Annotated in this window: 22 protein-coding genes and 1 pseudogene; 13 read left to right on the top strand and 10 right to left on the bottom strand. The window is 65.5% G+C overall.

Annotation, left to right across the window (positions count from 1 at the left end; all coding sequences use genetic code 11):
• The first annotated feature begins 117 nt into the window (after positions 1–117).
• Together AC1POX_RS18965 and AC1POX_RS18960 are read left to right on the top strand one after the other, a co-directional pair.
• Positions 118–453, top strand: coding sequence for a DUF3817 domain-containing protein (locus AC1POX_RS18965; RefSeq protein ID WP_184420498.1), 336 nt, complete (start codon positions 118–120; stop codon positions 451–453).
• 47 nt (positions 454–500) lie between these two features.
• A pseudogene (locus AC1POX_RS18960) lies at positions 501–805 on the top strand (alpha/beta hydrolase family protein).
• A gap of 46 nt (positions 806–851) precedes the next feature.
• Here AC1POX_RS18960 and AC1POX_RS18955 read toward each other — a convergent pair.
• The gene (locus AC1POX_RS18955) at positions 852–3,179 is read right to left on the bottom strand and encodes a S9 family peptidase (protein ID WP_372356478.1); all 2,328 of its coding nucleotides are present in this window, start codon (positions 3,177–3,179) and stop codon (positions 852–854) included.
• Between the two features lie 415 nt (positions 3,180–3,594).
• On the opposite strand from AC1POX_RS18955, the gene AC1POX_RS18950 reads away from it, so the two are divergent.
• A complete protein-coding gene (locus AC1POX_RS18950; RefSeq protein ID WP_372356477.1) occupies positions 3,595–5,028 on the top strand; it encodes a GAD-like domain-containing protein in 1,434 nt (477 codons plus the stop codon).
• Positions 5,029–5,069: 41 nt separating this feature from the next.
• Here AC1POX_RS18950 and AC1POX_RS18945 read toward each other — a convergent pair whose 3' ends face one another.
• Entirely contained in the window at positions 5,070–6,161 is a 1,092-nt protein-coding gene (locus tag AC1POX_RS18945; RefSeq protein ID WP_014089274.1) for a DUF1615 domain-containing protein, read from the bottom strand.
• 504 nt (positions 6,162–6,665) lie between these two features.
• On the opposite strand from AC1POX_RS18945, the gene AC1POX_RS18940 reads away from it, so the two are divergent.
• The 4 genes from AC1POX_RS18940 (at position 6,666) to AC1POX_RS18925 (ending at position 10,680) form a co-directional block, all read left to right on the top strand.
• Positions 6,666–8,540, top strand: coding sequence for a GGDEF domain-containing protein (locus AC1POX_RS18940; RefSeq protein WP_057681186.1), 1,875 nt, complete (start codon positions 6,666–6,668; stop codon positions 8,538–8,540).
• Between the two features lie 108 nt (positions 8,541–8,648).
• Positions 8,649–9,122 (top strand): Rrf2 family transcriptional regulator, encoded by a 474-nt coding sequence (locus AC1POX_RS18935; RefSeq protein WP_372356476.1) that lies wholly within the window; start codon positions 8,649–8,651, stop codon positions 9,120–9,122.
• 102 nt (positions 9,123–9,224) lie between these two features.
• A complete protein-coding gene (locus AC1POX_RS18930) occupies positions 9,225–10,124 on the top strand; it encodes an NAD(P)/FAD-dependent oxidoreductase (protein WP_031420904.1) in 900 nt (299 codons plus the stop codon).
• Between the two features lie 361 nt (positions 10,125–10,485).
• Entirely contained in the window at positions 10,486–10,680 is a 195-nt protein-coding gene (locus tag AC1POX_RS18925) for a hypothetical protein (RefSeq protein ID WP_029818569.1), read from the top strand.
• A gap of 228 nt (positions 10,681–10,908) precedes the next feature.
• Here the strand turns inward: AC1POX_RS18925 and AC1POX_RS18920 are convergent, their stop codons facing one another.
• Positions 10,909–11,454 (bottom strand): hypothetical protein, encoded by a 546-nt coding sequence (locus tag AC1POX_RS18920; protein ID WP_218504850.1) that lies wholly within the window; start codon positions 11,452–11,454, stop codon positions 10,909–10,911.
• 194 nt (positions 11,455–11,648) lie between these two features.
• Complete coding sequence (locus AC1POX_RS18915; protein ID WP_277569666.1) at positions 11,649–12,563, bottom strand: class I SAM-dependent methyltransferase; 915 nt, start codon at positions 12,561–12,563, stop codon at positions 11,649–11,651.
• A gap of 160 nt (positions 12,564–12,723) precedes the next feature.
• Here AC1POX_RS18915 and AC1POX_RS18910 point away from each other — a divergent pair, with 160 nt between their 5' ends.
• Entirely contained in the window at positions 12,724–13,599 is an 876-nt protein-coding gene (locus tag AC1POX_RS18910; RefSeq protein ID WP_008577555.1) for a DMT family transporter, read from the top strand.
• A 97-nt stretch (positions 13,600–13,696) separates the two neighbouring features.
• Here AC1POX_RS18910 and AC1POX_RS18905 read toward each other — a convergent pair whose 3' ends face one another.
• Positions 13,697–14,470, bottom strand: a complete 774-nt coding sequence (locus tag AC1POX_RS18905; RefSeq protein WP_057681181.1) for a transporter substrate-binding domain-containing protein — start codon at positions 14,468–14,470, stop codon at positions 13,697–13,699.
• Between the two features lie 298 nt (positions 14,471–14,768).
• Here AC1POX_RS18905 and AC1POX_RS18900 point away from each other — a divergent pair, with 298 nt between their 5' ends.
• Both AC1POX_RS18900 and cycA read left to right on the top strand, forming a co-directional pair.
• Positions 14,769–14,984, top strand: coding sequence for a hypothetical protein (locus tag AC1POX_RS18900; protein ID WP_218559330.1), 216 nt, complete (start codon positions 14,769–14,771; stop codon positions 14,982–14,984).
• Between the two features lie 782 nt (positions 14,985–15,766).
• On the top strand, positions 15,767–17,143 hold the full coding sequence (cycA, locus tag AC1POX_RS18895) for a D-serine/D-alanine/glycine transporter (RefSeq protein ID WP_277574358.1): 1,377 nt from the start codon (positions 15,767–15,769) through the stop codon (positions 17,141–17,143).
• Between the two features lie 86 nt (positions 17,144–17,229).
• On the opposite strand, the gene xopV is transcribed toward cycA, so the two are convergent.
• Positions 17,230–18,216, bottom strand: coding sequence for a XopV/AopV family type III secretion system effector (gene xopV / locus AC1POX_RS18890; protein WP_218488918.1), 987 nt, complete (start codon positions 18,214–18,216; stop codon positions 17,230–17,232).
• A 237-nt stretch (positions 18,217–18,453) separates the two neighbouring features.
• Between xopV and AC1POX_RS18885 the strand changes: the two genes are divergently transcribed.
• On the top strand, positions 18,454–19,365 hold the full coding sequence (locus AC1POX_RS18885) for a CorA family divalent cation transporter (RefSeq protein ID WP_014089285.1): 912 nt from the start codon (positions 18,454–18,456) through the stop codon (positions 19,363–19,365).
• A gap of 166 nt (positions 19,366–19,531) precedes the next feature.
• Here AC1POX_RS18885 and AC1POX_RS18880 read toward each other — a convergent pair whose 3' ends face one another.
• From AC1POX_RS18880 to AC1POX_RS18870, 3 genes are all read right to left on the bottom strand, one after another.
• On the bottom strand, positions 19,532–20,227 hold the full coding sequence (locus AC1POX_RS18880; RefSeq protein ID WP_014089286.1) for an AIM24 family protein: 696 nt from the start codon (positions 20,225–20,227) through the stop codon (positions 19,532–19,534).
• A 426-nt stretch (positions 20,228–20,653) separates the two neighbouring features.
• Positions 20,654–22,327: an alpha,alpha-trehalase TreA gene (gene treA, locus AC1POX_RS18875; RefSeq protein WP_029818577.1), complete on the bottom strand. Its 1,674-nt coding sequence runs from the start codon at positions 22,325–22,327 to the stop codon at positions 20,654–20,656.
• Positions 22,328–22,598: 271 nt separating this feature from the next.
• Positions 22,599–23,369 (bottom strand): DUF72 domain-containing protein, encoded by a 771-nt coding sequence (locus AC1POX_RS18870; RefSeq protein WP_014089288.1) that lies wholly within the window; start codon positions 23,367–23,369, stop codon positions 22,599–22,601.
• 104 nt (positions 23,370–23,473) lie between these two features.
• On the opposite strand from AC1POX_RS18870, the gene AC1POX_RS18865 reads away from it, so the two are divergent.
• A complete protein-coding gene (locus AC1POX_RS18865; protein ID WP_008577537.1) occupies positions 23,474–24,226 on the top strand; it encodes a DNA-formamidopyrimidine glycosylase family protein in 753 nt (250 codons plus the stop codon).
• A 594-nt stretch (positions 24,227–24,820) separates the two neighbouring features.
• Positions 24,821–25,726, top strand: coding sequence for a hypothetical protein (locus AC1POX_RS18860; RefSeq protein ID WP_171309880.1), 906 nt, complete (start codon positions 24,821–24,823; stop codon positions 25,724–25,726).
• A gap of 37 nt (positions 25,727–25,763) precedes the next feature.
• Here AC1POX_RS18860 and AC1POX_RS18855 read toward each other — a convergent pair whose 3' ends face one another.
• The gene (locus tag AC1POX_RS18855; protein WP_008577841.1) at positions 25,764–26,693 is read right to left on the bottom strand and encodes a GAF domain-containing protein; all 930 of its coding nucleotides are present in this window, start codon (positions 26,691–26,693) and stop codon (positions 25,764–25,766) included.
• Positions 26,694–26,872: the final 179 nt, after the last annotated feature.

The raw sequence follows: 26,872 nt of genomic DNA, 5'->3' as shown, positions 1-26,872 counted from the left end.
TGCGCTTGCCTGGCCATTTAACCTCAGCGTCGTTGAGTTGGACTGTAGACTGGCCTTGCCAGCGGGCGTCGCCGCCGCCATCGCGTCGCGGCAATCCCTGTCCGTCTGGAGTGTTGTATGCGTGTGTCTTCTGCGTTGTCGCCGATCGGCCGGCTGTTTGCGTTGGCTGCATTTTTCGAAGGACTGACCTGGGCCGGATTGCTGGTCGGCATGTTTCTGAAGTACGGGCTGCAGAGCACCGAGCTCGTGGTCTGGGTGTTCGGGCGCCTGCATGGCGCGGCGTTCCTGTTCTATGTCGCGGTCAGCGTGATTGCCGCACTGCGGCTGCGCTGGCCGTGGTGGGCATGGGCCTTGAGTCTGCTGGCGGCGTTGCCGCCGCTGGTGACGGTGCCGCTGGAGATGTGGTTCCGGCGTCTGGGCTTGCTGGGCCAGCGGCAACCTGTTGCGCACTGAACCGTTGCGCGCCCGGCGCGCGCAGCGCCCTGGCAGCACGTTCGCCGCTGACACCGGCCAATCCGATCAAGATGCCGGTGCTTCTTGTGGCCGGTGGCAAGGACGAGCGCGCCGGTCGAACACACCCACCGGATGGAGTGCGCACTCAAGGGTGCAGGCGTAATCGCTGTACTTCCCCAACGAGGGCCACGGGTTCTTCATCGAGCCGCATCGACGCGAGTACGACACGCGCGTGCTGGCGTTTTTGAGGAAGCACTTGGGTGGCAGTACGGCCAAGCGAGTGGCCGCCGTGTCATCCGGGTCTACCCGGATGACACGTGTGGTGCGGCACCTTGGCGCGATGACGCGTTAGCTGCGGACATGGCGCAGCAGCGGCCACCGCGCCGCCTGCACGCCGCTCAATTGGCCGGCATCGGCTGCATCTGATACTGCGCCGGCGGGGTCGCACCGAGCAGGTACTGCACGAAGTAATCCCAGCGGCGACGGGTGACGTACGGGGTGAGATCGCCGTAGCCGTGCTTGGCGTTGGGCAGCATCAGCATGTCGAAGTTCTTGTTGGCCTTGATCAAGGCATCGGCCACCAACAAGGTGAGGTACGGCGGCACGTTGTCGTCCAGCGTACCGTGCACCAGCATGAGCTTGCCCTTGAGTTTGCTGGCGTGATTGGCGTTGGCCTGGTCGTCGTAATTGGAGGTACCGTCGGTGTTGACGATGTGCTCGCCGTGATACTTCTCGGCCCAATCGTCTTCGTAGCCGCGATTGTCGTGGTTGCCGCTTTCCGACCAGGCCACCTTGAAGAAATCCGGATAACGCAGCATCGCGCCGGTCGAGGCGTTGCCGCCGCCGGAATGGCCCCAGATGCCGACGCGATCCAGATCGATCCAGGCATAACGTTGACCCAGCTCCTTCAAGCCGGCGACCTGATCGGGCAAGGTGTTGTCGCCCATGTCGGCGTACCAGGTGTCGTGGAAGGTCTTGGAGCGCCACGGCGTGCCCATGCCATCGATGGCAATGACGATAAAGCCCAGTTCGGCCAGCGATTGATTGTCGCCATGGCCGGCGAGAAAGCTGCGCCCGCGCACCGAGCCGGTTTGCGGGCCGGGGTAGACGTAATCGATGACCGGGTACTTGCGCGTCGGGTCGAAGTTGGTGGGTTTGAACATCAAACCGTACAACGTGGTCTTGCCGTCGCGTGCCTTCACTGTGATGGGTTCCGGCGGTACCCAGCCGGCCGCCTTGAGGCGGGTGATATCGGCGGTGGCGATCGTGCTGACGGTGCGGCCGTCGCCGGCTTCGCGCAGCAACGTGACCGGCGGCGTGACCGAGGTGGAATAGGTGTCGACAAAACGTGCACCGTCGGGCGACAACGCGATGCTGTGATTGGCCGGTTCCGGCGTGAGCAACACCGGATCGCCGCCATCCAGGCTGACTTTCCACAGCTGCTGGTAGTACGGGTCCACGCCTGCGCTGCGGCCGACGCCGACAAACCATGCGGTGCGCGTGACCGGGTCCACGCGCAGCAATTCGGTGACGTTGCCTTCGCCGGTGGTGATGGCGCGCTTGGGTTTGCCGGTGGCCAGATCGTAGAGATACAGCTGGCCCCAGTCGCTGCGTTCGGAGAACCACACCGCCTCGTTGCTGGCCGGCAGATACGCCCAGTTGGCGGCGACCTGGCCGCTTTCGTAATAGGTCTTGACGGTTTCGTCGAAGGCGGTGCGCACCGCGCCGGTGCTGGCATCGGCGATACGCAACCAGGTCTGCTTGTGGAAGCGCGAGGTGGAGGCGAATGCCAGCGTCTTGCTGTCCGGTGCCCACTTCACGTCGTCCCACAGGCCAGGCGAGCAACTCACGTCGTCGCAGAGCGTGGAGCGATGTTGATCCGGCGGTGTTTTCAGGCGCAGCACGCTGCGGGTGGGCACGTCGATGATGACGCGCTCGATCATGGTCACGTCCTTGTCGCCGGCCAGCGGATATTTCCACGCCTGCAGTTCCGGATGTCCCAGCTTGGTGCTGACCAGGTACATGTCGCCGGTCTTGCGCTGGTCCTGCTGGAAGGTGGCGATCTTGCGGGAGTCCGGCGACCACGCCAAGATGGCATTGTCGGTGTGCTGCCAGCCGGCGTTATCGGTGGCGTAACCGAAGTTTTCCACGCCATCGCGGGTGAGCTGGGTTTCCTGGCCGCTGGCAAGATCGCGTATCCACAGGTTCCAGTCGCGTATGAAGGCTTCGCTGCGCTTGTCCGGCGACAGCACGCCCGGTTCCGGTTTGTCCTTGGCGTACAGCTTGCTGCAACGCGCACGCGCATCGCAGACCACGGCGGTGTCGCGCACGTTGAGGCGGTAGCGACCATCGGCGGTGACCTTGACCACCGGTGCGAAGGTGTTGGCCTTGAGCGGCTTGTCGCCGGTCTTCAATAGCTTGTTGAGCGAAGCAACCAGCGCAGCCTGTTTGAAGAGCGGTGCGGTCTTGCCGGTGCTGGTGTCCAGCTGCAGCAGCCGGTTGCCCTTGGCATCGTGATCGACATACGCCACGTGCGTGGCATCCAGCCAGTCGATGCGGGTGAGGGCGTGGTCCACCAGTGGCTGTGCGGCATAGCTGATCAGCCGTTCGGCGCGCGCGTAGTCGGCCTCGGTGACGGCAGGGGCTTGCGCGCCGGCAAGTGCCGGCAGAGCGGCCAGGGCGACGGCAAGGCACAGGTGCCGCAGCGGCAACGGGGTGGTGGGCATGAAGATTCTCCGGGATGAAAGGAGCGCGCAATGCGGTCGGCGCGACCGTCCGATGCTACCCGCCACGTGGGCTGGGCGCCTCTGCCAGAAGTCGTGCCCGCGTGGTGGCGTCCGTTGCGAGCCGCACCCGGCTCGCAACGGACGCCGCGTGGCCGAGAAAGCGGGCCGGCAATCGAGCGGTTGCCCAGCGGATCACCCAGGCCCTGCACCACCGCTGCGTGGCGGCGCGGGGTCGATCTCCATCGCCATCGCCATCGTGGGCGAAGACACCCACGGCCCGCACGTGCGCCGCTGCGCGATCAGCCACCGACGACGTGCCCTTGCGCGATGAACTACGCTTCTCCCGTGCCCCAGCATGGCCATGCGGCACGATATGGGGTGTTGCACGCACGCAATGTTGACTGGAGGCCGTCTGATGTCCTGGTTTCGCCGCTTGGCACTGTCCCGCTTCCTCAAGGCGCATCCGCCAGGCAGGACGCAGCCTGCCGCCATGGATCTGATTGCCGCATATGCGCCAGTGCTGCCTGCCAGTCTGCTCGAGCTATGGCGTAAAAAAGGGCTGGGGCATTATGGACGCATGCAATTGGCGCTGATCGACCCCCGGCACTGGCAGCCGGTGCTGGATCGCTGGATCGTCTCGCCACCTGACGCAGTACAGCGTATTCCGATCGCGCTCACGCCCTTCGGCGCACTGCTGTACTACCGCAAGCTCACTGCCACCGACGAAGACGTGGTCTATGTGGATCCGGTCTCCAAAGCCACCGGCGATCTGAGCTGGAACCTCGAGGACTTCTTCAACCAGTCCCTCTGCGATGCGGCGTTCTGCGATTCCCTGATTCCATCGGCCCGGCTTGCCGCCGCGCGCAAGGAGTGCGGCCCACTCGCTGCGGGCGAGGTCTACCAGATCGACCAACTGCTGCTCTCGATGCAGATGCTGCGGGTCGACAAGGTCGATGCGTTGGCGCTGCACACCCGGCTGCGCGACGCTGTCGATGCCCCCGCACCCGTGGCCGACGCGCCCGCGACCGTTGCCGATGCATTGCCTGCAGAGCAGCGCCCTGTGTTCGAGGGCATCTTCCAGCACCCACAGGCGAGCGGCGACCTGCACGGCCTGTACCTGTCGTCCTATATCGATTGGCATCGCATGCTGTCACTGGAACCCGACGGGCAATATCGCCTGCTGTTCTGGAAGATCGATCATCGCAGCCATGCCCGTACCGATGTGCGTGCGTATTCGGGGCGCTTTGAGGTGACGCAGACCGAAATGGGCGATCGCTACCTCACCCTGGACATCCGCTTGCGCCGCGATTCGAGCGGTAGCGATGCCAACGATGCACAACTGCTGGTCATGCGCTCGGGTACGGAGATGTTCCTGCTGCGCACCGACGAACTGGCAGACATGGCAACGGCCATGGAGGGCTCGAAAACACTCGGACGCAGCGAGTACTACTTCCGCAAGGTGGGGTTGACCGATGCGTTCGTCCCGGAGCCATCCGGCGGGCGCGCCGCGCCACCGCTTGCCGATCTTCCACACGTGTTGCAGCAACAGGTGAATGCCGAGGCGATCATCGCCACCGTCACCTACGTGGACGAGATCGACCCGGACGCTGAAGACGACGGCGCCGGCACCGTCATGTGCACGCTGGACCGCGGCCAGGACGATGGCCTGCGCATGAACATGCCGCTACGCTCGCCATCAGGCACAGGGCGTGCCCTGGTTGGCTGGGTATGGGAGATGGACCCTGCCGCGTGTCGTGCCGGCATCAGGTATCAACGCGGCAGCGATGGCAAGGTGGAAGACGGCCCGGTTGTCGGCGATGTGTTGACCAATCGCCTGAGCACCGAATGAGGCGACAGAGCGCAGCGCCGGCAGCGCGGCGGCCCGCTCGTCTACTTGCTCATGCAGCGCTTCCAGCGTTCGTTCACCCGCTGCGCAAACCAGGCGGTGGTGAGCGTGCGGGTGATCTTTGGGCTTTCCAGGGTGATGCCGGGCAACACGGCACGCGGCAGCGGCTTGCCGGCGCTGCGCTCTGCCAACGCGAACACCTGGCGATACAGGTCGGAGTCGGCGAAATCTGCGGTGTTGCCGGCCTCCAGTGCGCGGCGGAGCTGCCGGTCGCTCATCGCCAACTGGCTGCCCAGGCTGCGTGCGGCGCGCTCGGTGCTGCCGGGCGCATCCAGGCTGGCGCCCGGCGTGAGCAGGTCGCCGTCCAGGGCTAGCGCGATGCCGCTGGCCCTGCTCAGCGCGGCCTGGAAGGCGGCATTGCGGCTGGCGTACCAGCCGGCGTTGAAATCGGCGAAGCGGTACAGCAGCGCGTCGTAGTTGGCGGGATAGCCCAGCAGATGCTGGGTACCGAACCACAGCCCGCCACGGCGGCTGAAGACTTCGTGGCGGATCGAATCGCCGGGCGGGTAGGGGTAGCGCTGCGCATGCTGCTCGGCGAAGGCGATGCTCACCTGCATCGGTCCGGCGGTGTGCACCGGGTTGAACCCGTCGAACAGCCGCGCGCCTAGCGGCACGCTGCCGGTGAAGTCTTCGAAGATGCGGCTCAGTTCCTGTTCGGTGCGCGCGGCAGCGATGCGCGTGGCATAGCTGCGCCCATCCGGCGAACTCAGACGCAGGGCGGCATCGACCATGAAGCCGGGAATGTGATGCGCGCTGGCGCGGCGGTCGATCTCGGCACGCGAGATCTTGCCCAGGTTGGGCACGACCGGATTGGCCTGGTAGGTCGATTCCTGCTCGGTCACCGCCAGCACTGCGCAGATGTGCTCGGCGCTGGTGTCCAACGCCTGCGAGGACAGCGCCACATACACATCGCTGGCCCAGCCGGCGCGGTCGGGCAATGTTGCCGGCAGGCGCCGCGCGATATCGGCCTTGACCGCATCGGGCGAGCGTTGCGGGGCACGCGGGGCCTGTGTGGCGCAGGCCGACAGCAAGGCGATGGCGAGCAGGGTGAGCGCGCGGGGCAGGTGTGAGATCACGGCGTCTCCGGAAGATCGAGGGGCGGCAGCTGCCGTGCGGCAGTTTACGCGGCCGCGCCGGGGGAGCTTCACCCACCGGCGCGTGGGGTTGCCGTCTCGTCGCATCGCGATGGCAGGCGATCGAGCAGATGGGGTGGACTGCGTGTCGCCGTGCCTCAGGCGCATCGCGCGATAGCCAGGCGACGTGCGGGTCTGGCTGCCGTCTGCGCGCCCATGCGATGTGCTGCGCTCTCCCGTCATCCGGATTCAAGAGTGGCCCGCCTGGGCCGATAACGAACGCGACCGTTTGCGCGTCGATCACGTGCGCTGTCGTGTGCGTTGGTCATCATGACAGTCGCATCACATCGGGAAATGACCGTTTGGCCTGAATTTCCGCTGGATTCCATCGCCATCCAACCGTGGGAGTGCTTGAAATGCCGCAGCAACCAGCAAGCCGCCACGTATGCGCAGATGGCATCGGCTTGGCGTGCGCACGCTGCGGCCCGTCCTCGACATGATGACGCGATGAGCATGTGCGTGGTCCGGTGGCGACATGGGCTCGCTGCGTTTGCCTTGCTGCTGGGCAGTGGCATGGTGTCGGCGCAGCCGCAGCCGTGGAAGACGATCGAAGCGGCGACCATCGACGACCCGGTGGTCGCCTTGCAGATCGCACAGGGCGCACTGCAGCGGGCTAGCGGCGACCACGACGTGGAGGCCGAGTTCTGGGCCTTGCTGGCGCAGGCGCGCGTGCTTATTTCGCTGGAAGACAGCGAACGCCGCCAGGTGGCGCTGACGCAGGCGCGCGGAAAGCTCGACCAGCTGCACGGCAGCACCTCGCAGGCGCAGCTGTGGCTGGATATCGTGCAGGCGCTCAGCGACGTGCGCGAAAACCCCAATCGCGTCATGGTGGCGCGGCTGGAAGCGCTGCGCCAACGGGCCAGCGCGCTGGGCCGCAACGATCTGCTGTGCGAAGTCGAGGCGGTCGACATGTGGAGCATGCTCGCCTCCGGCAGCAGCGATGAATCCTGGAGTGCGGCGCAGGCCAGCTATCAATGTGCGGCGCGCGAAAAACTCCTGGGGCTGGAGCTGGATGCGTTGACGCAACTGGGCGCATTGGCCAGCCGCGTCGGTGGTCGGCCCGCCGAAGACAGCGAAACCGAAGACTATCTGCAGCGTGCGCTCGCACGCCTGCACGACCAGCCGGCGCGCTTCCAGCGCAGTCTGATCGAATACGAGTTCGGCACTGCCTTGGCAACCAGGCAACCCGAAGCGGCGCTGCTGCATTTCAGGCGCGCCTTGGCGCTCAGCCGCGAACTGCGCGACCAGGCCGGCGTGGCTGCAGCGCTGACCAGCGCCAGCGAGGCCCTGATCGAAACCGGCGATGCCGCTTCTGCATTGACGATGGCCCGCGAAGCCCTGCCGTTGATGCAGCAGCAAGGCAATATCGGGCGCGTTGCGGCGTGTCATGCCGTCTTGCTGCAGGCCTTGATCGCGTTGAAGGCTGAGGGCCTGGACGCCGAAATCGTCGCCGCCAAGGCCGCGGACGATCCCAACCTGACCTTGAACCGTCGTGCGCAACTGGTGGACGCGATCGCCCAGGCGCTGGCATTCCGCGGCCGCCATGCAGAGGCCTACCAGGAACTGCAACGCGCCAACGCGCTGCGCGCGCAGAGCCTGGACCGCCAGCGCGATACGGTGATGTTGCGGTTGCAGGCGCGCTACGAAGACGCACGTCGCGGTGCCGAAACGGCCGAGCTGCGCCGCCGCAGCGAGACCGCGCAGCTGGCACTGCAGGCGCGCGAAGCGGGCCAGCGGACGCTGTGGATCGCGTTGTGCGCGGCCTGTCTGTTGCTGCTCGGTGCACTGGTGGTGCTGGCCTTCGGCGCACGGCACCGCCGCCAGTTGTCGCGGCTGGCGATGCGCGATGAACTCACCGGCCTGCCCAACCGGCGCGCCATTCGCACCGAGGCGCAGCAGCAGATCGAGCAGGCCTTGCGCTCGCACACGCCGGGCATGCTGGCATTGATCGATCTGGATCACTTCAAGCAGATCAATGACGTGTATGGGCACGCCACCGGCGATGCGGTGCTCAAGGCACTGGCCAGTGCGTCCCGGCTCGCCTTGCGCGCGCAGGATCGCCTGGGCCGCCTGGGCGGCGAAGAATTCCTGCTGGTGCTGCCGGGCTGTGGCGAAGAGGAGATTCCCGCGGTGTTTACGCGCCTGCGCAGTGCGGTGGCAGCGATCGACATCGCCGGCCTGCCGCCCGACCAACCGGTGCGCTTTTGCATGGGCGCGGTGCGCATCGTCGCCGACACCGGGCTGGATGTGTTGCTGAGCCAGGCCGATCTTGCGCTGTACGCCGCCAAGACCGCTGGGCGCGATCAATGGGCGGTGTGCTGATCCTGGTGCACGCACCCGCGCTGCGACATCGAGGCGATGCTGCGGCACAATCTGCCGGCCGATGGCGACCGCTGGTTGCCGTGAACCGATCGAACGACCCAGGACCGCATGCGCACCGATAGCCGCCTTTCCCGCATGTTGCACGTGTTGCTCCACATGGCCAGAAGCCCGCAGCCGATGACCTCCGAGCAGATCGCCAGCATGCTGTCGACCAATGCGGTGGTGGTGCGCCGGACCATGGCCGGGCTGCGCAGTGCCGGCTATGTGCAATCCAGCCGCGGGCACAACGGCGGTTGGCAGATCGGCTGCGATCTTGCGCAGGTGACGCTGCTGGATGTGCATCGCGCGGTTGGCGGCCCGCACCTGTTCGCGATCGGTGCCGATCACCCGAATCCGCAATGTGGGGTGGAGCGTGTGGTCAATGCGGCAATCGCCGATGTGCTGGCCCACGCCGAAGCGCTGCTGTTGCAGCGCCTGGGCACGGTGACGCTTGCCGCACTGGCGAGCGAGTTCGATGCCTTGTGCAGCGCGAGGGCGCCATCTGGCGGCAACGCGGCGGGCAAGCGCACGCGGCAGCGCTGAATCACGTCACTGGATGCGCGGCGCGATACCCGTGGTGTCTCCGCCGTCGATTAATGTAACATCGAAAGATACATTAATCGGTGGCGGCACCCAGGAGCGACCATGCAGCACGAGGTGATCATCGTTGGCGGCAGTTATGCAGGGCTGTCAGCCGCCTTGCAGTTGGCGCGGGCGCGACGCCGCGTCTTGCTGGTGGACAGCGGCCGGCGGCGCAATCGTTTTGCCGAAACCTCGCATGGCTTGCTGGGCCGCGATGGCGCATCGCCCGCGCGCATCGCCGATGAGGCGCGTGCGCAGGTGCTGTCGTATTCCAGCGTGCAGTGGGCTGATGGCGAGGTCGTCCAGGTCCGCGGGCAGGCGGATGCGTTCGAGGTCGTCTTTGCCGATGGCAGCGTGCATGCCACCCGCCGGCTGATTCTGGCCATGGGGGTGGTCGATCGTCTCCCTGCGCTGGCCGGTCTGGCCGAACGTTGGGGCAGGCAGGTGTTCGTGTGTCCGTATTGCCATGGCTACGAACTGCAGCAGGGGCGCATCGGTGTGATCGCGACCTCTGCGCTTGCTGCGCATCAAGCCGCCATGCTGCCGGATTGGGGCCCTACTTGGCTGTTCTTGAACGACACGCTGGTGCCGGACGAATCCCAGCGGGCGCAACTGGAGACGCGCGCGGTGCATGTGGTGACCGGCGCAGTGGCGGCGCTGCAAGGCGAGGGCGATGCGCTGGAGCTGGTGCTGCACGACGGCCAGAGGTTCGCGTTGGACGGGGTGTTCATCACCACCCAGACCGAGATCAGCCCGTTGGTGAGGCAGCTTGGATGTGCCACCAGCGAGGGGCCTTTCGGTCGCCTTCTCGCTGTGGACGCCATGCAGGCAACGACGGTGCCGGGCGTATTTGCCTGTGGCGATATCGTAAACCCGGCCGCATCGGTGGTGTTGGCGGCAGCCAGCGGCGCGATGGCCGGCGTTGCAACGCATCGCAGCCTGATCTTCGGCCTGGGTAGCTGACGATTGCGCCGGTAGCGAACGCGCGTGCACGCCAGTGGTGTGCGGGCTGCGACTCGGCGCCGCATCCCCGACTGACGCAGGTCCTGCATTGGAATCCTGTGCCTGGCGAAAACAGCAGTGCAAGAGCGCCGCAGCCGGTGACGAATGACGGCCAAGCCCACCTGACGACTTCGCATTGGTTGGTCGCTCTGAGTGGGGGGCGCGTAAACTTCGCTGCCATGTGGATAGAAATTCAGGCTTGAAAACACCTCGTCCATCACCGCCGCCGGCCTCTGAACGCAAGAGTTCACGCCTGATTGACTGGCTCGTGCGCGGCGTGGTTGGTATCGCGGTGATCGCATGTTGCGGACGTTTTTGGCTATTGGGTGAGGCAGTCTTCGAAGGGCGCTATGTCAGCGTTATTCGTGGCCGGCCGGCACGGATCTTTCTGGTCGACAGCGACCCGCATCGCTTCTGGATTGCCGTTGGCTGGGATGCACTGCTGAGCTGCGTACCGTTGCTGATCGTCGGCGGGTTTGCATATGCAAGTTGGCGCGCGCGCCGCCACGTGCGGTGATGGCACGGTTGGCGGCGATTGCAGTCTTCGTGCTGCATGACCCGGCGTGTGCGTGGCCACCGATCATGCGACGTCGCTGCCATCCGACACCCAGCGGTTAAGGCGCGGCGGCAGGCAATCGTCTGCAGCGTGCAAATGCTGGTGCGCGGCGCAAACGGCGTGTCGGGCAAACAGCGCTGACCAAAAGCAGGCCGGATTCGCATCGGCCTCGCGGCGCTCGCGCATCCATCAATGCGCTTTTTGCTTGCGCGAAGGTCGCCGCGCACCGTGCCTGGGCCAGGTGTCGTAGCTGTAGACGAACTGCTTCTGGTCGGCCCCCGCGGTCGGGTCGCAATGCCAGGAACCGGCGACACCGCCGGGTTCCAGCACGCCGCCGATCTCGCGTACCGCCTGCGCTTCGAAGGCGCAGATGGGCCCGTAGACGGCCACATCCCAGTCTGGTCGCGACGTTGGATGCGCGTGCTGTACCAGCACGACGTCGCTGCCATGGAAGCGATGGACCTGCGCGGCATGTTGGCGATCGGTGCTGAAGTAGCAAGGTGCACCGATGCTCAGTACCACGATGTCGCCGTCGCGCGACACCGCGCACTTGCCCTGGTGTTCGCCCAGGCGGATCACACGCCCGCCCACCGTTGCGGTGGTCACCGGATAGCGCGTGGTCACTTCCGACATCGGCTGCGATGCTGCGCTTGCCGATGCAGTCTGCGCGTGTGTTGGTGTCGCAGTGACCGGCAATAGCCAGACCAGCAGGGCAATGATCAAATAGGCGCGCATGCAACGTCCGTGTCGAGGGCGCGGCAGTATCGCAGATCCCGCCGGCGGCACGCTGCAACCGCCGCGGTAACCGTCATGCCGGCCTCGCGTGATCATGCAGTGCGCATGCGTGCCGCGAGTGCACGCTGTCTTGCATTCGCCACGCGATGATCGCGCGGGCCGTATCGCCAGCGTCAATGGCGTGGAGGCACCACTCAGCGCCGTGCAGGCAAGCTCGCCAGCACGCCATCCAGGGCAAGTTGCGTGGTGAAGCCGGCCTTGGCCAGGCGCTTGCTCACTTCGTTGGGCACATCGCGCCCACTGGTGAGCTTGTTCGGCGCGCCGGTGTAATGAAACAGCCGCCCGCCTCGGCGCAACACGCGTGCCAGCTGACCGTAGAAAACCTGCGAATACAGCTCGCCCGCAATGCCGAAGCGGGGCGGGTCATGCAGGATGGCATCGACCGAATCGTCGGCCAGCGTGGCGATGTGCTGCGCGATATCGGCATGGGTCAGCTGCAAACGCCCGCCGGCAGCGGCGCCCTGCGGATCCGGCGACCACGGGTTGAGCGTGCGCAGCCACAGCACGTCGGCATTCTTTTCGAACGAGAACAGCTGCGCGACCCCGGCCTCCAGGCAGCAGGCGGCGAAGTAGCCCAGGCCGCCGCAGGTGTCCAGCACGATCTTGCCGCGCGGATCCACCAACGCCACCTTGCGCCGCGCATCCTCAAACGGGGACAGCTGCGCGGACGGCAGCATCTTGATGCCATCGATCTCGAACGTGGGCGCGCCCCATTCGGTGGGCACCAGCTTGATCAATGCGCCGCTGTAGCGCGAGATCGGCGCGAAATCCTCGCCATCCCAGAAGTACAGCGTGCGCTCCTTGAGTTTGCCCGGATAGGGATAACCGCGGCCGCGCCATTGCCAGGTCTGTGCATCGAGCTGGGCAGTGTCGGTACTGCGGCCCAGGTCGAGCGAGCCGGTCCAGTGAGTCAGACCACTGCCGCGCGCGGCAAGCAGGGCTTGGGCATCGGCGAGAACGAGTAGGGGGCCGGAGTAGTGGGGCACGGCTGACAGCTCTGTGTGCGGCGTGCGGCACGTGCCGCACCGCTGCAAGGAAGGGAGCGGCATCGTAACCGACCTGTTGCGGCATCTGCTGCCGGGCCACCACCATGCGCTCGCCACCGAGGTCGACTGCCCGCGCCGTTTCGCTGACACACGCTGCAACGCATACTGCAGGCAGTCCGTATCGACACCTCGTCGGATCGGCGTCAACCGTGGAGTGTGGGCAATGCTGAAAGGTGTGTTGTTGGGGTTCGCCTGCTATGCGGCCTATTCGATCAGCGATGCGTTCGTGAAGCTGCTCGAGGGCACGCTGCCGGTCTATGAAGTGCTGTTTCTCGGCGCGCTGCTGATGCTGCTAGCGGTGCCGTTCCTGAAAAAGCCAAACGACCAGTTGCGCGAGCTGGTGATGGCCAAGCAGCCGGCACTGTGGCTGCTGCGTGCGCTCACCGGCGCCATCGGCAACCTCACCTCGGTGATCGCCTTCACCACCTTGCCAATGGCCGAAGCATTCGCGCTGATCTTCCTGATGCCGATCTTCGTCACCGTGCTGTCGGTGATCTTCCTCAAGGAAGAAGTGCATTGGCGGCGATGGTCGGCGGTGATCGTCGGGTTCATCGGCGTGTTGATCGTGCTGCGCCCGGGATTTCGCCATCTCACCCATGGGCATGTGGCGGCCATCGTGTGTGGCCTGGTCGGCGCCATCTCGGTGATCGCCTTGCGCATGGCCGGCCATAGCGAGAAGCGATTGACCTTGTACGGCGCTGGCGTGATCGGCCCGTTGGTGATGGGCGGGATCATGATGTTGCCGAGCTTCGTCTGGCCCACGCTGTCCCAGTGGGGCTTGTTGGCCGGCTACGGCTTGCTCGCCGGGCTGGCTGCCATCTGCATGATGTACGCCACGCGCATGGCCCCGGTCAGCCTTGTCGCACCGACCCAATACAGCCAGATGCTATGGGCCATCGCCTTCGGCTACCTGCTGTTTCACGATCATCTGGACTGGCCGATGGCCGTGGGCATCGCGCTGATCCTGGGCGCCGGTCTGTTCACCCTGGTGCGCGAGGAACAGGTGTCGCGTTGGTGGCGGCGAACCAAGATTGTTTGACGGCGGGGATTGGGGAGTCGGGATTGGGGATTTGTAACAGCGTTAGTCGACTTGACGTGCAGCTTTGCTGCTTTTCGAATCCCTAATCCCGGCTCATTCAGCGCGGCTGCCGCCAGCCTTCAACAATGCGTTGATAGTCGCCGCTGGCCTTGCTCAGGTGCAGCCATTGGTCCACATAGGCTTTCCAGGCGTGGTCGTCGCGCGGGAGCAGGAAGGCTTTTTCGCTGTATTGCAGCGGTTGCTCCGGTGCGATGGCGCACAGGCCTGGCAGCCTTGCCTGCTGATACAGCGCTTCGGAGGCGTCGGTGATCATGACGTCTGCGCGATGAGCCAGCAGTTCTTGGAAGATGGTGGTGTTGTCGGCGAACAGCCGCAACGTGGCCTGCGGTAACTGGCGGTGCGCGAAAGCCTCGTTGGTGCCGCCCGGTGGTTCGATGAGGCGCACCTCCGGCCGGTTGAGCTGTTCCAGACTGCGGTAGCGCGCCTGGTCGGCGCAGCGCACCAGTGGAATCTTGCCGTCCACATCCAGTACCGCGCTAAAGCTGGCCTGGCGTTGCCGCTGCAAGGTGACGGAGATCCCGCCGACCGCGATATCGCAGCGGTCGGCCAGCAAGTCCGGCATCAGTTGCGGCCAGCTGGTGCGCACCAGGCGCACGCGTGCGTCCAGGCTGGCGGCCAGCGACTGCACCAGGTCGATGTCGCTGCCTTCGAACTGCCCGTCGCCGCGCAGCAACGAATAGGGACGGTAGTCGCCGGTGGTGCACACGCGCAGCACCCCCGATTGCAGCACCGCATCCAGGCGCGACGCCGGTGTGGCGGCGTGCACCGCGCCGCAGCTCAACAACAATGCAAGGCAGATGCGATGGCGCATGGCATGGTCTCGGCGAGGTCTGGGCATGATAGCGGTGGCTGCGGCGGTCTGCGCTGCGCGGCGTCGTATGCGCGCCGGGTCAGGCTTGCCTACCGGCTTGGACGTGGCCGTCTGCAGTTGTGAATGCGCGACCGCGCAAGAGGGCCTTGTGCGCCGTGCGATGTCGAGTGTGATCATTCGCGCCATGCCGACTGCGCCACGTCAACAGCATGTCACGCAAGCTCATTGCAGGCTCACGGCGGAGTAGCGCGATGCAGCCTAGCGTTAACGCTCCTGTCGAATTCCATCGGAGCTGCTCATGCATCTGAATCCACGCACCGCGCGCACCATGACCAACGCCGACGCCGCTGTTCTGGCACATGGCACGCCCGATCCCAATACCAACGAAGAAGACACGCCGCTGGAAGAACAGCCGCCGCAACGCGGTGGCCTGAACGATGAGGTGGGCGACCCGGAGCAGGAGGACGACGGAGCGCTGCCGGGGCGGGTAGGCGGCGGCCTTGCGGGTGGTTGAGTACTGACGGTGCGACTGCGCTGGTATGAGCTCTACCTGCCGTCACCGTGACAGCACGTCGCATGCCGGTCCCACTTGTCGGCGCGTGTCTTTCAAGACACGGGCGTCCACGCCTGTACCGCGTTTTGTTCTCTTGATAGTAGCGCCAACGAAGAGTAGGTCAGTGTCGCGTTTGGCCCTGCTTCCTGTTGGCCATTTTTTTCGCCTGGCGTCGTGTCTCTGCGTGCTCGTCCTCCGTCTTGTGCGCTCGACGTTGTGCGCTCGACGCTGCTTGTCACGCGCGCGGTCGGGGAAGCGGGCGCGAGCATGGCACGCGCATGCTGTGTGCGGCTGCGCTGCAATGGGGCAGCACTAGCAGCGCCGTGGTGTGATCTGAGGCGCAGCTGCAGGCTCGATCTATTGCATGTGGTGCTGTTGGCGTCGTCATCAATGCCGTGCACTGCCTTGCTGCCCGGCGATGACCTCGCGACAACGGGCATTGCGGCAAACGATCCACCAGTGCAGCTCGACCAGCACGAGTTGGCGAATCAGGCGGGCGCGAGCCGGCTGTCCGATGCGCAGCGACTGGGTACCGGGTGCCCAATGCGCGCAACGCCCACGCGCGCGCTGCCTGCCTCGAGAGTGGTTGTCCACACGCCACTACCGACGCCCCATGATGGGGCGAGCTGCCCACCATGCGCCGGCGCATCCATGTCCTTGCGATTGCCGCAGCGCAAACCCCTGGTATGCGTCGGCGCGATCTCGTATTTTTGACGGCTTGTTCACTTGCCGGTGCCGTGCCCATGTCTGACCCGTCCGTGCCCGATCATCTGCAACGCAGCCTGTCCAATCGCCACCTGCAGTTGATCGCCATCGGCGGGGCGATCGGTACCGGCCTGTTCATGGGCTCTGGCAAGACGATCAGTCTGGCCGGGCCGTCGATCCTGTTCGTCTATCTCATCATCGGCGCGATGCTGTTCTTCGTGATGCGCGCAATGGGCGAACTGCTGCTTTCCAATCTGGAATACAAGTCGTTCATCGATTTTTCCACCGACCTACTCGGGCCGTGGGCCGGGTTTTTCTGCGGGTGGACGTACTGGTTTTGCTGGATCATCACCGCCATTGCCGATGTCATTGCCATTGCGGCCTATGCGCAGTTCTGGTTTCCGGGATTGGCGCCGTGGATTCCCGCGATCTTGTGCGTGTTGTTGCTGCTGAGCCTGAATCTGGTCACGGTGAAATTGTTCGGCGAGATGGAATTCTGGTTTGCGCTGATCAAGATCATCGCCATTGCCGCATTGATTATCACCGGCGCCGGGCTGGTGGCCTGGGGCTTCCGTTCGCCGTCGGGCAACGTGGCCTCGCTGTCGAATCTGTGGAACGACGGCGGCATGTTCCCCATGGGCATCGGCGGGTTCTTCGCCGGCTTCCAGATTGCGGTGTTCGCCTTCGTCGGTATCGAGCTGGTCGGCACCACTGCTGCAGAAACCGCCGATCCGCGCCGCAACCTGCCCAAGGCGATCAACTCGATCCCGGTGCGCATCTTGATTTTCTATGTGCTTGCGCTGATCGCCATCATGGCGGTGACGCCGTGGCGACAGGTGGTGGCCGACAAGAGCCCGTTCGTGGAGTTGTTCGTGCTGGCCGGCGTGCCGGCGGCGGCGAGTTTGATCAACTTCGTGGTGCTGACCTCGGCCACCTCCTCGGCCAATAGCGGCATCTTTTCCACCAGCCGCATGCTCTACGGCCTGGCCGAAGAACAGCATGCGCCCAAAGGCTTTGCCAAGCTGTCGCGCGCGGCGGTGCCGGCGCGCGGCCTGCTGTTTTCCTGCCTGTGCCTGCTGCTGGGCGCGATGCTGGTGTATCTGATTCCCAACCTGGTCACTGCGTTTACGCTGGTCACCACGTTGTCGGCGGTGCTTTTCATGTTCGTGTGGTCGCTGATCCTGTGCGCCTACATCGCCTACCGCCGCAAGCGCCCGGAGCAGCACGCCGCCTCGGCGTTCAAGATGCCCGGCGGCGTGCTGATGTGCTACGTCTGCCTGGCATTCTTCGCCTTCGTCATCGTGCTGCTCACCCTGCAGGACGACACGCGTCAGGCATTGCTGGCCAGCCCGGTGTGGTTCCTGCTCCTGGCCATTGGCTATGCAGTCAAACGCCGCGGGAACCGGCAGCGTTGAGCGATCGGTGCGAACTCATCGCGTGTGCAGCGTGCGGCGGTGACCGCACGCTGCGGGCCGTCATGACGATGCGCGTGGACGGTGGATCATTCACCGCTTGGGTCAGGATGCGCCGCTTCGCCTTTCTCTGCCGGGCTCGGTGACGCGATGGCCGCACCGGCGGGCACACGCTGCAACGGAATCTGTTTCTTTGCTTTCCATTCCGGCGTGACCGGCAGACCGTAGTGCTGAAAGAGCTTGGCAACGTTTTCGAGATGGTCTGACGTTCGGTCGGCATATTCGCTGAATCGCCCCGAATCGTTATCGATGCAGAGCTCGCCGTCCGTGTTGTAGTACAGGGTACCGCTGATGCGCGCTTCCGGTATGCGGCGATTTTCCTGCCAGGGGGTCTTGTTCCATGGTTGGCCGCCCACGAGGGTGACATGGCCTTGCGCGTATGGCTGTTTCTTCTTGCGCGCGTCCTTGCTTGTCATCGGCTCGTCCAGGACCACGCCAGGATGCCCTTCGCCGATGACCAAGCTACCATTGCTGGCGATGTTCCATTTGTACTCCACCTTCTTGTCGCGCAGATCGTCCAGGCGCAGGCGCTGAGCCAGTGGCGTACTGGGCGGGACGTCGGTTGCAGTCTGTCCGCGGAACGTCGGGGTGCTCCTGATGCGATCGATGGCGTCCTCGCTCAGCCCGAGATCGTTGGATAGCTTGGCTGGATCGAGACGATGCAGCGTCTTCAGTGCCGGACCGGTCGAGACGAACAGGCGTGTTGGATTGATCTTGACGTGCTCGGGAGCCTCCGTTATTTCCTGAGCCTGGATCGGCGTCCGGTGGGTACCGTCTTTCAGATGCTTTCCGCGCGCAGGCTGGGTGCTGCCGAACAGCGTATCGAGATGGCTGCTGTCTGCGACGAACGCCGGCGATCGCCCCTTGGCTGATGCGCTTCGGCGCAGGCGGGGCAGCTCGCGAAGCTGGGAATGGACGCCGATTTGGATGTCGTCGCACACCGCTGGGGCATGTCGCGGATCCACATGACCGATAGGCTCGTGTAGCCCGCCAGACGCCGAGCCGGAGATCTTCATGCGCGTACTCCTGGAATGCGTGAGCGGAAAATGTAAGACAGCCAGAAACTGCATACCGCGCACAGCAGAATCGATGTGCGATTTGGCGAACGCTTTCGCTGCCTTGCAGAAACCGCACGGCGAATTGCAGGTGTGACCAGGGACGGCCGTCGTCGCCGTCGCCGATGAGCATGTGCCGGCGTTGACGCCATGGTGGACGCGGAGGATGCTTGGACTCTTTCATCTCACCGTCGATGCATGATCACGATCCACCCGATTGCCGGAACCCAGCACACCCCAGGTTGCTGGGTCGACCTGTGCCAGCCAAGCCCGCAGGAGCTGGCGCAAGCCGCTGAGAAAGTGGGGTTTGCCTTGCCTGATCGTGCGGCGATCGGCGAAATCGAATTCAGCAGCCGGGTGCGTCGCCAGGGCGATGTGTTGTTTCTCAATGTGCCGCGTTTCCAGGACGAGGACGGCCCCACGGCGCCGTTGGGGTTTGCGCTGTCGCCCACCATGCTGGTGACCTTGCGCGAGCAGCGCATCGGCTCATTGGAGGCCCTGACGACGCGGCTGGAACACGAGCCCTGCCACAGCTCTGACGATTTGCTGCTACGCATGTTCGATCAACTGGTCGGGCGTCTGGCGGACCGGCTTGAGGGACTGGAAGCGGCGGTCACCGAAACCACGCGGCTGGTATTCGACAGCCCACACAAGACCAAGGGCCTGGAGCGCATGTTGCACCAGGTCGGCGACATGGGCCGCCAGCTTGGCGGCCTGCACAACGCAGGGCAAGGCATGCTGCGCCTGGTCACCTATCTGGATGGCGCCGCCCCGGACTGGTTCGGGGCCGATGCAGCCAAACGCATCACCCTGCTGCACAAGGACCTGACCACCTTGAGCGAATTCCAGCAGCACATGGACGACCGCATCGAGTTCCTGCTCGACAGCGTGCTGGGCATGATCAACATGGACCAGAACAACGTGATGAAGGTGATGGCGGTGGCGTCGGTCGTCGGCATTCCGCCCACCGTGCTGGTCGGCATCTGGGGCATGAACTTTTCTTACATGCCCGAACTCAAGGGGCACGACCATTACTTCTGGGCGCTGGGCATCATCGCGCTGAGCGTAGTGGTGCCGCTGGCGTGGTTTCGCAAGCGTGGCTGGGTGTGACGCATCAGCGCCCGTAAACCGTGGGAGCGCTGCTGGGCGCGCTATGGCGTGACCGGGAAGGCCCTCGCGCCCAGGGGCGCTCCTACGGGGTTGGCCGGAAAACTGCCCGGGGTGCATGGCGTGCAACCGGGCAATGTGCAGTGCTTGCTGCTGTCGGGCGGCCTGGTCAGCCCTTGGCCTGGAAGCTGGCTTCTTCGTACGGCTGCACCACCACCCAGCCTTCGCCGGCAAAACGCATCTGCAGGCTTTCGCCCGAGCCGCGGCCGAACAGCGTGCCGATCGAGACGTCGGTGACCAGCTCGGGGGTCAGCGTGCCGGACCAGGCGACGGTGGCGTTGGGGTCGGTGAACACCGGACCGCTGGCGGCGGTGACCGGCAGGGTCAGTGGCTCGTAGTGCGAGGTGATCGCCACGATGCCGTGGCCGCTCAGGCGCACGTTGAACAGCCCGCCCGAGAGCATGCCGGCCACCTTGCGCATCATGGTGATCTTGTGTTCGACGCCCGATTCGAACGCCAGCACGTCGTTGCCGTTGACGAAGATCGCCTCGCCGTTCAAGCGCAGCAGCGTGATCATCTTGCCGACATCGGCTAGATACACGCGGCCCTGGCCTTCGGCCTTCATCAACTGCATGCCTTCGCCGCTCACGGCTTTTTTCAGCAGATTGCCCAGGCCCTGTTCCAGCAGTCCCTCGCGGGTGAACTTGACGTTGCCGGTGCGCGCCACCATGGCGCCGGCCTTGGACCACACCATGCCGTCGAGGCGCACTTCCAGCAGATGCGGGTTTTCCAGTTCGAACGGATCGGGGCTGACGTCCTTTTCCTTGGAATGGGCGAGAAATTCGTTGAGCGTGCGTACGGCCATGGGTCCGTCCTGGAGTGAAAGAGTGCGCATGATACGCGGCCCTCTGCGGTGCAGTCGCGGGCCGGCGCCGGGAGCATAAGTGCTGCGCATCGCCGCACGCGATGACAGCGGCAATGTGGCGATCAGCAATCGCGCTCTACGCTTGCGGGCGAACCAGGTGCGGATCGAAGAGCTGCGCTCCACGCGGCTGCGCACACCATCAGAGCGCGTCGCCGGTGCGCAGGATCGCCATGGTGGCCCGTCTGCCACGGCTCGTGCGGGCAATGCCCCATCGCACGCCTGTTCGCAACGTGTTGCCAGCAAAGGCAGAGCGCGTCATGTCGCCGCGACGGCGGTGCTGCGCATCGGTGACGTGCACCGTCCGAGACCCGACGCCAATGATCCGACCCTGCCGCTGCCACGCACTGCGCGGCAGCGGCACCATCCTCAGCGCGCGGCCGCCTCGGGCTTGCGCACGCGCTTGGCGGGTGCGGTTTTGGCATCCTTGCCCGGATACAGGTTCAGCAGCATCAAGGTGACGCCGTTGGTCCAGCCGAAGCCGTCCTGCAAGGCGTATTCGCCACCGCCGCCGCCGGCCGCATCGGTCTCCAGGCCGTACTTTTCGACCAGCTTGTGCTCGCGTGCGAACAGCGCCTGTACCTGGGCCAGAAAACGTTCGCCAATGGTGCGTGCCAGCGCGTCTTCGCCGTAGCGCCGCAGGCCATCCACGGCCACCCATTGCAGCGGCGCCCAGCCGTTGGGTTCGTCCCATTGCTGGCCGGTCTTCACTGCGGTGGTCGCCAGGCCGCCGGGGCGCAGCAGCGTTTTACGCACGGTGCTGGCGGTGCGCTTGGCGTGATCGTCCGAGGCCAGGCCGGCGAACAGCGGGTACAGCGCGGCGGCGGTGACCTGGTTGCTCAGCGTGCGCGTCTGCCAGTCGTAGTCGGCGTAGTAGCCGGCGGCATTCCACAGATGCGCGTCGATGGCCTGCTTGCGCTGTTGTGCAAGTGCGGCGTAATCGCGGGTGCACTCTGCGCCGGCTTGCGCGCAGGCCTGCGCCAGCGTGCGCTCGAGGTGGTAGAGCAGGCTGTTGAGGTCGATCGGGAGGATGGCCGTGGTGCGGATGGTGCGCAGGTTCTGGCCGTCGGCCAGCCAGCGGCTGGTGTAGTCCCAGCCACTTTCGGCGCCGGCACGCAGGTCGCGGTAGACCTCGGCGGCCGGGCGGTCTTTCACTTCTGCGGCGGTACGGGTGTCGTGCAGCCAGGCCTCCGGGCGCGGGGTGTCGCGCTCGTCCCAATAGCGGTTGAGCACGCTGCCGTCGGCCAGGCGCACCACGTGGCGCGCGGCCTGGCCGGGCTGCAGGTCATCGCTGCCCTGCATCCAGTAGGCGTATTCCTTCTGCAACTGCGGCAGGTAGCGCTGATACACCGCCTCGCCTTCCACGCCGGCCTGCAGCTCCACCATGTAGGAGAAGAACGGCGGCTGCGAGCGGCTGAGGTAGTAGGTGCGGTTGCCGTTGGGAATATGCCCGTAGGTGTCGATCAGGTAGGCGAAGTTGTCCAGCATCTGGCGGCTGAGCGTGGTTTCGCCGCTCTTCACCAGGCCCAGCATGGTGAAGTAGGAATCCCAGTAATACACCTCGCGGAAGCGCCCGCCCGGCACCACATACGGATGCGGCAGCGCCAGCAGGCTGCTGTGCGGCGGCACGTGGTTCTGGCTGCGCACCAGCTTGGGCCACAGCAGGTCGATGTGCTCGCGCAGCGCGGTGTCCTGGCGGATCGCGTCGGTCTGCACCGGCGGCGATTCTTCGAAATTGGCATCCACGAACTTGCGCAGGTCGAAGCCGGGGTGATCGTGCTGCGCCAGATAGTCGGCATTGATCAGCGCCGGGTCGCGCAGCGGCAGGAAGTCGACAAAGTGCTTCTGGTCGTCGAACAGCTCACCGCGCTGCACGGCCTGGAACAGTTCCGGGTAGGCCAGGTCGGGCGTGGGCGGCGTGGGCGCCGGCGCATTGACGACCGGAGGGTCCAGCGGCGCGGCGGTCAGCGTGCCCGGCGCAACAAACATGCTCAGCGACAGGCCAAGCAGCGACGTGCAGCACGGGGGCGCGGCAGAACTCATGACATCTCCAGAACGGGCAGTGGCGTAGGGCATGGTAAACGACCGATGTGGCGGGCGGGACCGAGCGGGGTGCCGGCACGCCGACAGGCTTCGCACGGGGACGACTGGATTCAGCAAGCTGATCGGCGTGGTGCCGCAACGTGCGTCTGTCCAGGCATATCGGCGCGGCACTCAGGCAGCTTGAATGGTGGCGCGCCGGCATCCCTGCAGTCTGGCTGCTGCAAGATGCGCGCCAGTGACGTGCCGGAAGACCGCCACCTGCCCGCTTGCGCTAGCGCTCGTTCTTCAGCAGGCGCTGTAATTCCAGCGCATTGGAGGTGGCGCACCCGGCTGCGGTGTTGTCGAAGATCACCCAGCGTTCGGGCGGTGGCGGCGTGCTATCCGGGTGGCTGGCGCGCACCGTGGCGGCCAGCGCCTGCAGTGCGGTGTGCGCGTAGCTGCTGTAGTAGATACGCGGGGCGCCATGCCAGCGCCAGTAAAGCGGCGCAGCAGCCAGGCTCGGGAGGGAGGCCGCGGGCACCGGCGCCGGGTCGGCGGCGCAGCGTGCAATGCGATGGCGTGCCAGCAGCGCCTGCGCAGGTGCGGCGAACCAACTGGCGTGGCGTGGTTCGCAGACCACGCCGCCGTCCCAACGCCGGCGCAGCATCGCGAAAAACCGCGAGGCCACCGCGGCATCGAAGGCCGCGCTGGGCGGCAGTTGCAGCAGCAGGCAGCCCAGTCGTGTTCCCAACGCGCCGGCCTGCGCCAGGAAGGCATCCAGCAGCGGCCCGGTGCCGTGCAGGCGCGCGTCGTGGCTGATGCTGCGCGGCAGCTTGACCGAAAAACGAAAGTCCTCCGGTACGCTGTCGGCCCATCGTGCGTAGGTGCTGGCGCGATGCGGGCGATAGAACGAGGAATTGATTTCCACCGCGTCAAAACGCGTGGCGTAGCGCTGCAACACGCTGGCGCCCTCGCCGAACTGTGCACGGTCGGCGGCAGGAATCGACCAGCCCGCGCAACCACAACGCACACGTGCAATGGCACCGGATGGACGAGCTGGCATGGCAGGCAAGCGGAGGGTGGCAGCACTCTATGCATGCGCGTGCGTCAGGATGTCGTGTGCATCGCGATCACGGGCGAATCACGCAGCGCTTCGATACTGGGCGCATGCCAGAAGGTCCCTCACTTGTCATCCTGCGCGAAGATACCCAAGCGTTTGTCGGTCGCAAGATCGTGCGCGTGTCCGGCAATAGCAAGCAGGACATCGCCCGTCTGGACCAGCAAAAAGTGCTGGCACTGCGCAGCTGGGGCAAACACTTCCTGATCGAATTTGCGCACTTCAGCGTGCGCATCCATTTCCTGCTGTTCGGCAGCTACCGCATCAACGAAGACAAGCCCAACGCGGTGCCGCGCTTGTGCCTGGAATTTTCCAATGGCCAGCGGCTGAACTTTTATGCCTGCTCGGTGCAGTTCATCGAGCGCCCGCTGGACGAGGTCTACGACTGGACGGCGGATGTGATGAACCCGCTCTGGGACCCCGCGCAGGCACGCCGCAAATTACGCGCCGCGCCGGCACTGCTGGCGGCCGATGCACTGCTGGACCAGACCATCTTTGCCGGCGTGGGCAACATCATCAAGAACGAGGTGCTGCATCGTATCCGCGTGCATCCGGAAAGCACCGTGGGCGCACTACCGGCGCGCAAGCTGGGCGAACTGGTCACCCAGGCACGCGACTACAGTTTCGACTTCTACACCTGGAAAAAAGCCTTCGTGCTGAAGAAGCATTATCAGGTGCACACCAAGACCAGTTGCCCGCGCGACGGCGCGCCGCTGCAGTACCGCAAGCATCTGGGCAAGGCCGGGCGTCGCGCGTTTTTCTGCGAGGTCTGCCAGCGTCTGTACCGCGCCGACGAGGCCTGAGCTGCGCCGCGCCGCGGCCGGGAAAGCGGCGGGCAGATCGGGTAAGGCCTGCCGACGGATTGCGGTCACTCAGCACCAGCTCGCACTAGCCGAGACCTGCGTGCGCCTGTCGTTGGCTTGCCAATGAGCGGATGGCGATGCGTCTTCGGTGGGAGCGCTGGCGTACCGGTGCAACAGCGTTCGGGCAGATGCACTGCGCGGTTGGGCGTCGCCGGGTGCGCAGTTTTTCGCGGTGCTGGCGGTTGGCCTGCGCATCGCATGGCCGGCGATGTGCCTTGCCTGTTTTCGGATGCTGGTGTCGACAGCGGCGCGCCCGCTGTTTGGCCCGTGGCGCACTGGCAATTCGCTTGCGCAACCTGCGGCGCAATGTGAATGGCGGCTGGCCCTTCCTGGCCAAACAACGAATTCCAAACGCGCGCCGGCGCGGCGCCCGCTAGATTTGCGCGTCGCACACCAGGGTTCGCCGTGTGCGGCATCGGCACTCTCATCTCATCGGTCTCCCGCATTGTGATTACCCGCAGGAAGGAAGCGCTTGTCCCGCATGTCGCCGCTGTCGCATGCACGGGCGCCATCCTGTTCTTTCTTGCCTGCCTGTTGCTGTACATGCCGCCGCCGCGCGAAACCGCGCAACACGAGGACACGTTGCAGGTGTATTTCGTGCCGCGGCCGCAACAGACGCCGCCGGCACCGCAGCAACCGCCGCAGGAGCCCGAGCGCAAACCGCGCGTTGCATCGGCCGCGCGTGCGACGCCGCCGGCCACGCACACGCCGCCACCGCCGCGGGAGCCGGCCGCCGCCACTGCCCCTGCCAGCGATTCGATGTCCGCCCAGCTGTATACCCGTGACGGGCGCCTGCGCATGGCGCAGGTGGACCCCATGGCGCAGACCGGCAGTGCGGTGCCGCCGGGAATGGCCGACGAACGCGCGCAGGCCAAGGCACGCAAGATCATGGAGCGGGTCAACCCGGTGCAGTACCAGCAAACCCGCTTCGCCAAGGACTGGAAGAGCGATGGCACCCTGGGCGATGTGGCGGTGCAGGAAATGAATCGCGGCATGAAGAAGTTCAACGACATGCTCAACGGGCCGCAGACCCAGGTTGCCAAGGCGCGGCCGCCGCCGGATGTGCGCTTCAATCCCGCGCTTGCCGGCAATCAGGCCGAGATGGGCAGCGAGGCGACGGGCGATGCCTATAAATCGGCGCCGATTGCGCATGAAACGCTGCCCGACCTCAAGGGTGAAGCCAGCCGTCGCATCCGCGAGGCATTGGCGGCGCTGGAACAGCGCAGTGCGCGTTGCGATGCCTCCAGGCGCACATCGCTGTTGTCGCCGGTACGCACGCACCTGTCGGATCTGGAACGCGCCGAGCACGCCTTGAACAACGGCGCCGACCCGGTGATGGCCGCACAGATGTTGCCGCGTCAGGCCGACAGCGCCTACGACCTGGCCCGCCGCGCGCTGTGGTACGCCGATCGCCAGTTGAAGCAGTGCGCGCTGGGGTGAGGGTACGTCTGCGACGCAGCAGACCGGTTCGCAGGCCTCAGGCCAGACTCTGCCGGTAACGGTCCTTTTCTGCGCTCAGCGCGACCTCGGCACGTAGAAACACCTGGCCGATCGGCTCGTCCGGGGCAGTGGATTGCGCTTGGCCCAACAAGACGGTCAGGCCCAGCGCATGTTGTTGCTGGGCGATCTCGCGCAGGCTCTGCAAGGTGCGCTCGGCGTCGGGGCCGCGCAGCACGGCGATGAATTCCGCACTGTCGGTGACGCGGTCGATGCTGTTGCCTGGCCCCTGCACCAATGCCGCGAAGGCCTGGTCGAGCTGCTGCAGGTTGCGCCCGAGCAGACGTTCGCTCTGGCGCTCGGCCAGTGCGGCCAATTCCTGCACTTCCAGAATCACCAGGTGATAACCCGTGTCGGCAACGGCCTGGCTGGCGACCGGGACGACCGGCTGCAGGATGGCATCGCGCTCGAGTTGCAGCTCGCGCTTGCGCTCGTCGAGCAGGCGCATGGCCACCCGTGCAAGCGCCTGCAGGCCGGTGCGCTGCAACTCGGTGAGCGTGCGTGGCTCGGTGTCGAGCACGCAGACCGTGCCCAGTGCAACGCCTTCTTCGGTGACCAGCGGCATGCCGGCATAGAACCGCGCGCCGGTGTCGCCGGTGACCACCGAGATATCGGCAAACCGGCTGTCCTTGCGCAAGTCGGGTACTTCCATCAACTGATCGGGGCTGCGGATGGCGTGGTCGCACACTGCCTGGCTACGTTCGGTCTGCTGCAGGCCCAGCCCCAGCCGCGCCTTGAACCATTGGCGGTCGCGGTCCACCAGCGACATCAGCGCGATCGGTGTGTCGCACAGGGACGCGGCAACCTGCACGACGTCTTGATAGGTGTCCTCCGGCAGGCTGTCGACGATGCGATAGCCATCCAGGACGTGTTGGCGAGAGGATTCGTCAGCCACGGGCATGTCTTTCATCGAATAAGCCAGGCAAGCGCGAACGCGAAAGCCGCAAGCATACCGGCAGCGCCGGTAACGTGGCGTGGATGCCGGCCCGCGGAGCGCGCAGCGTGAGACACCAACACCGCATGCCGACAACGACCGCGTGTGTCGTGGTTGCGTGCCGAGCGGGCAGGGCTGCCATGGCGAACTCGCTA

Source organism: Xanthomonas sp. NCPPB 3442, assembly GCF_056725145.1.
The sequence above is the reverse complement of the archived record's forward strand: the minus strand, read 5'-3'. Positions and strand labels throughout refer to the sequence as shown.

Excerpts from the sequence above, each read along its gene's own strand:
- AC1POX_RS18965 (WP_184420498.1), top strand. The coding sequence starts at position 118 with ATGCGTGTGTCTTCTGCGTTGTCGCCGATCGGCCGGCTGTTTGCGTTG.
- AC1POX_RS18900 (WP_218559330.1), top strand. The coding sequence starts at position 14,769 with ATGCATCTGAATCCACGCACCGCGCGCACCATGACCAACGCCGACGCC.
- AC1POX_RS18870 (WP_014089288.1), bottom strand. The coding sequence starts at position 23,369 with ATGCCAGCTCGTCCATCCGGTGCCATTGCACGTGTGCGTTGTGGTTGC.
- AC1POX_RS18880 (WP_014089286.1), bottom strand. The coding sequence starts at position 20,227 with ATGGCCGTACGCACGCTCAACGAATTTCTCGCCCATTCCAAGGAAAAG.
- AC1POX_RS18955 (WP_372356478.1), bottom strand. The coding sequence starts at position 3,179 with ATGCCCACCACCCCGTTGCCGCTGCGGCACCTGTGCCTTGCCGTCGCC.
- treA (WP_029818577.1), bottom strand. The coding sequence starts at position 22,327 with ATGAGTTCTGCCGCGCCCCCGTGCTGCACGTCGCTGCTTGGCCTGTCG.
- AC1POX_RS18910 (WP_008577555.1), top strand. The coding sequence starts at position 12,724 with ATGCTGAAAGGTGTGTTGTTGGGGTTCGCCTGCTATGCGGCCTATTCG.
- AC1POX_RS18905 (WP_057681181.1), bottom strand. The coding sequence starts at position 14,470 with ATGCGCCATCGCATCTGCCTTGCATTGTTGTTGAGCTGCGGCGCGGTG.
- AC1POX_RS18930 (WP_031420904.1), top strand. The coding sequence starts at position 9,225 with ATGCAGCACGAGGTGATCATCGTTGGCGGCAGTTATGCAGGGCTGTCA.
- AC1POX_RS18855 (WP_008577841.1), bottom strand. The coding sequence starts at position 26,693 with ATGAAAGACATGCCCGTGGCTGACGAATCCTCTCGCCAACACGTCCTG.
- cycA (WP_277574358.1), top strand. The coding sequence starts at position 15,767 with ATGTCTGACCCGTCCGTGCCCGATCATCTGCAACGCAGCCTGTCCAAT.
- AC1POX_RS18950 (WP_372356477.1), top strand. The coding sequence starts at position 3,595 with ATGTCCTGGTTTCGCCGCTTGGCACTGTCCCGCTTCCTCAAGGCGCAT.
- AC1POX_RS18915 (WP_277569666.1), bottom strand. The coding sequence starts at position 12,563 with ATGCCGCTCCCTTCCTTGCAGCGGTGCGGCACGTGCCGCACGCCGCAC.
- AC1POX_RS18935 (WP_372356476.1), top strand. The coding sequence starts at position 8,649 with ATGCGCACCGATAGCCGCCTTTCCCGCATGTTGCACGTGTTGCTCCAC.
- xopV (WP_218488918.1), bottom strand. The coding sequence starts at position 18,216 with ATGAAGATCTCCGGCTCGGCGTCTGGCGGGCTACACGAGCCTATCGGT.
- AC1POX_RS18865 (WP_008577537.1), top strand. The coding sequence starts at position 23,474 with ATGCCAGAAGGTCCCTCACTTGTCATCCTGCGCGAAGATACCCAAGCG.
- AC1POX_RS18920 (WP_218504850.1), bottom strand. The coding sequence starts at position 11,454 with ATGCGCGCCTATTTGATCATTGCCCTGCTGGTCTGGCTATTGCCGGTC.
- AC1POX_RS18885 (WP_014089285.1), top strand. The coding sequence starts at position 18,454 with ATGATCACGATCCACCCGATTGCCGGAACCCAGCACACCCCAGGTTGC.
- AC1POX_RS18940 (WP_057681186.1), top strand. The coding sequence starts at position 6,666 with ATGAGCATGTGCGTGGTCCGGTGGCGACATGGGCTCGCTGCGTTTGCC.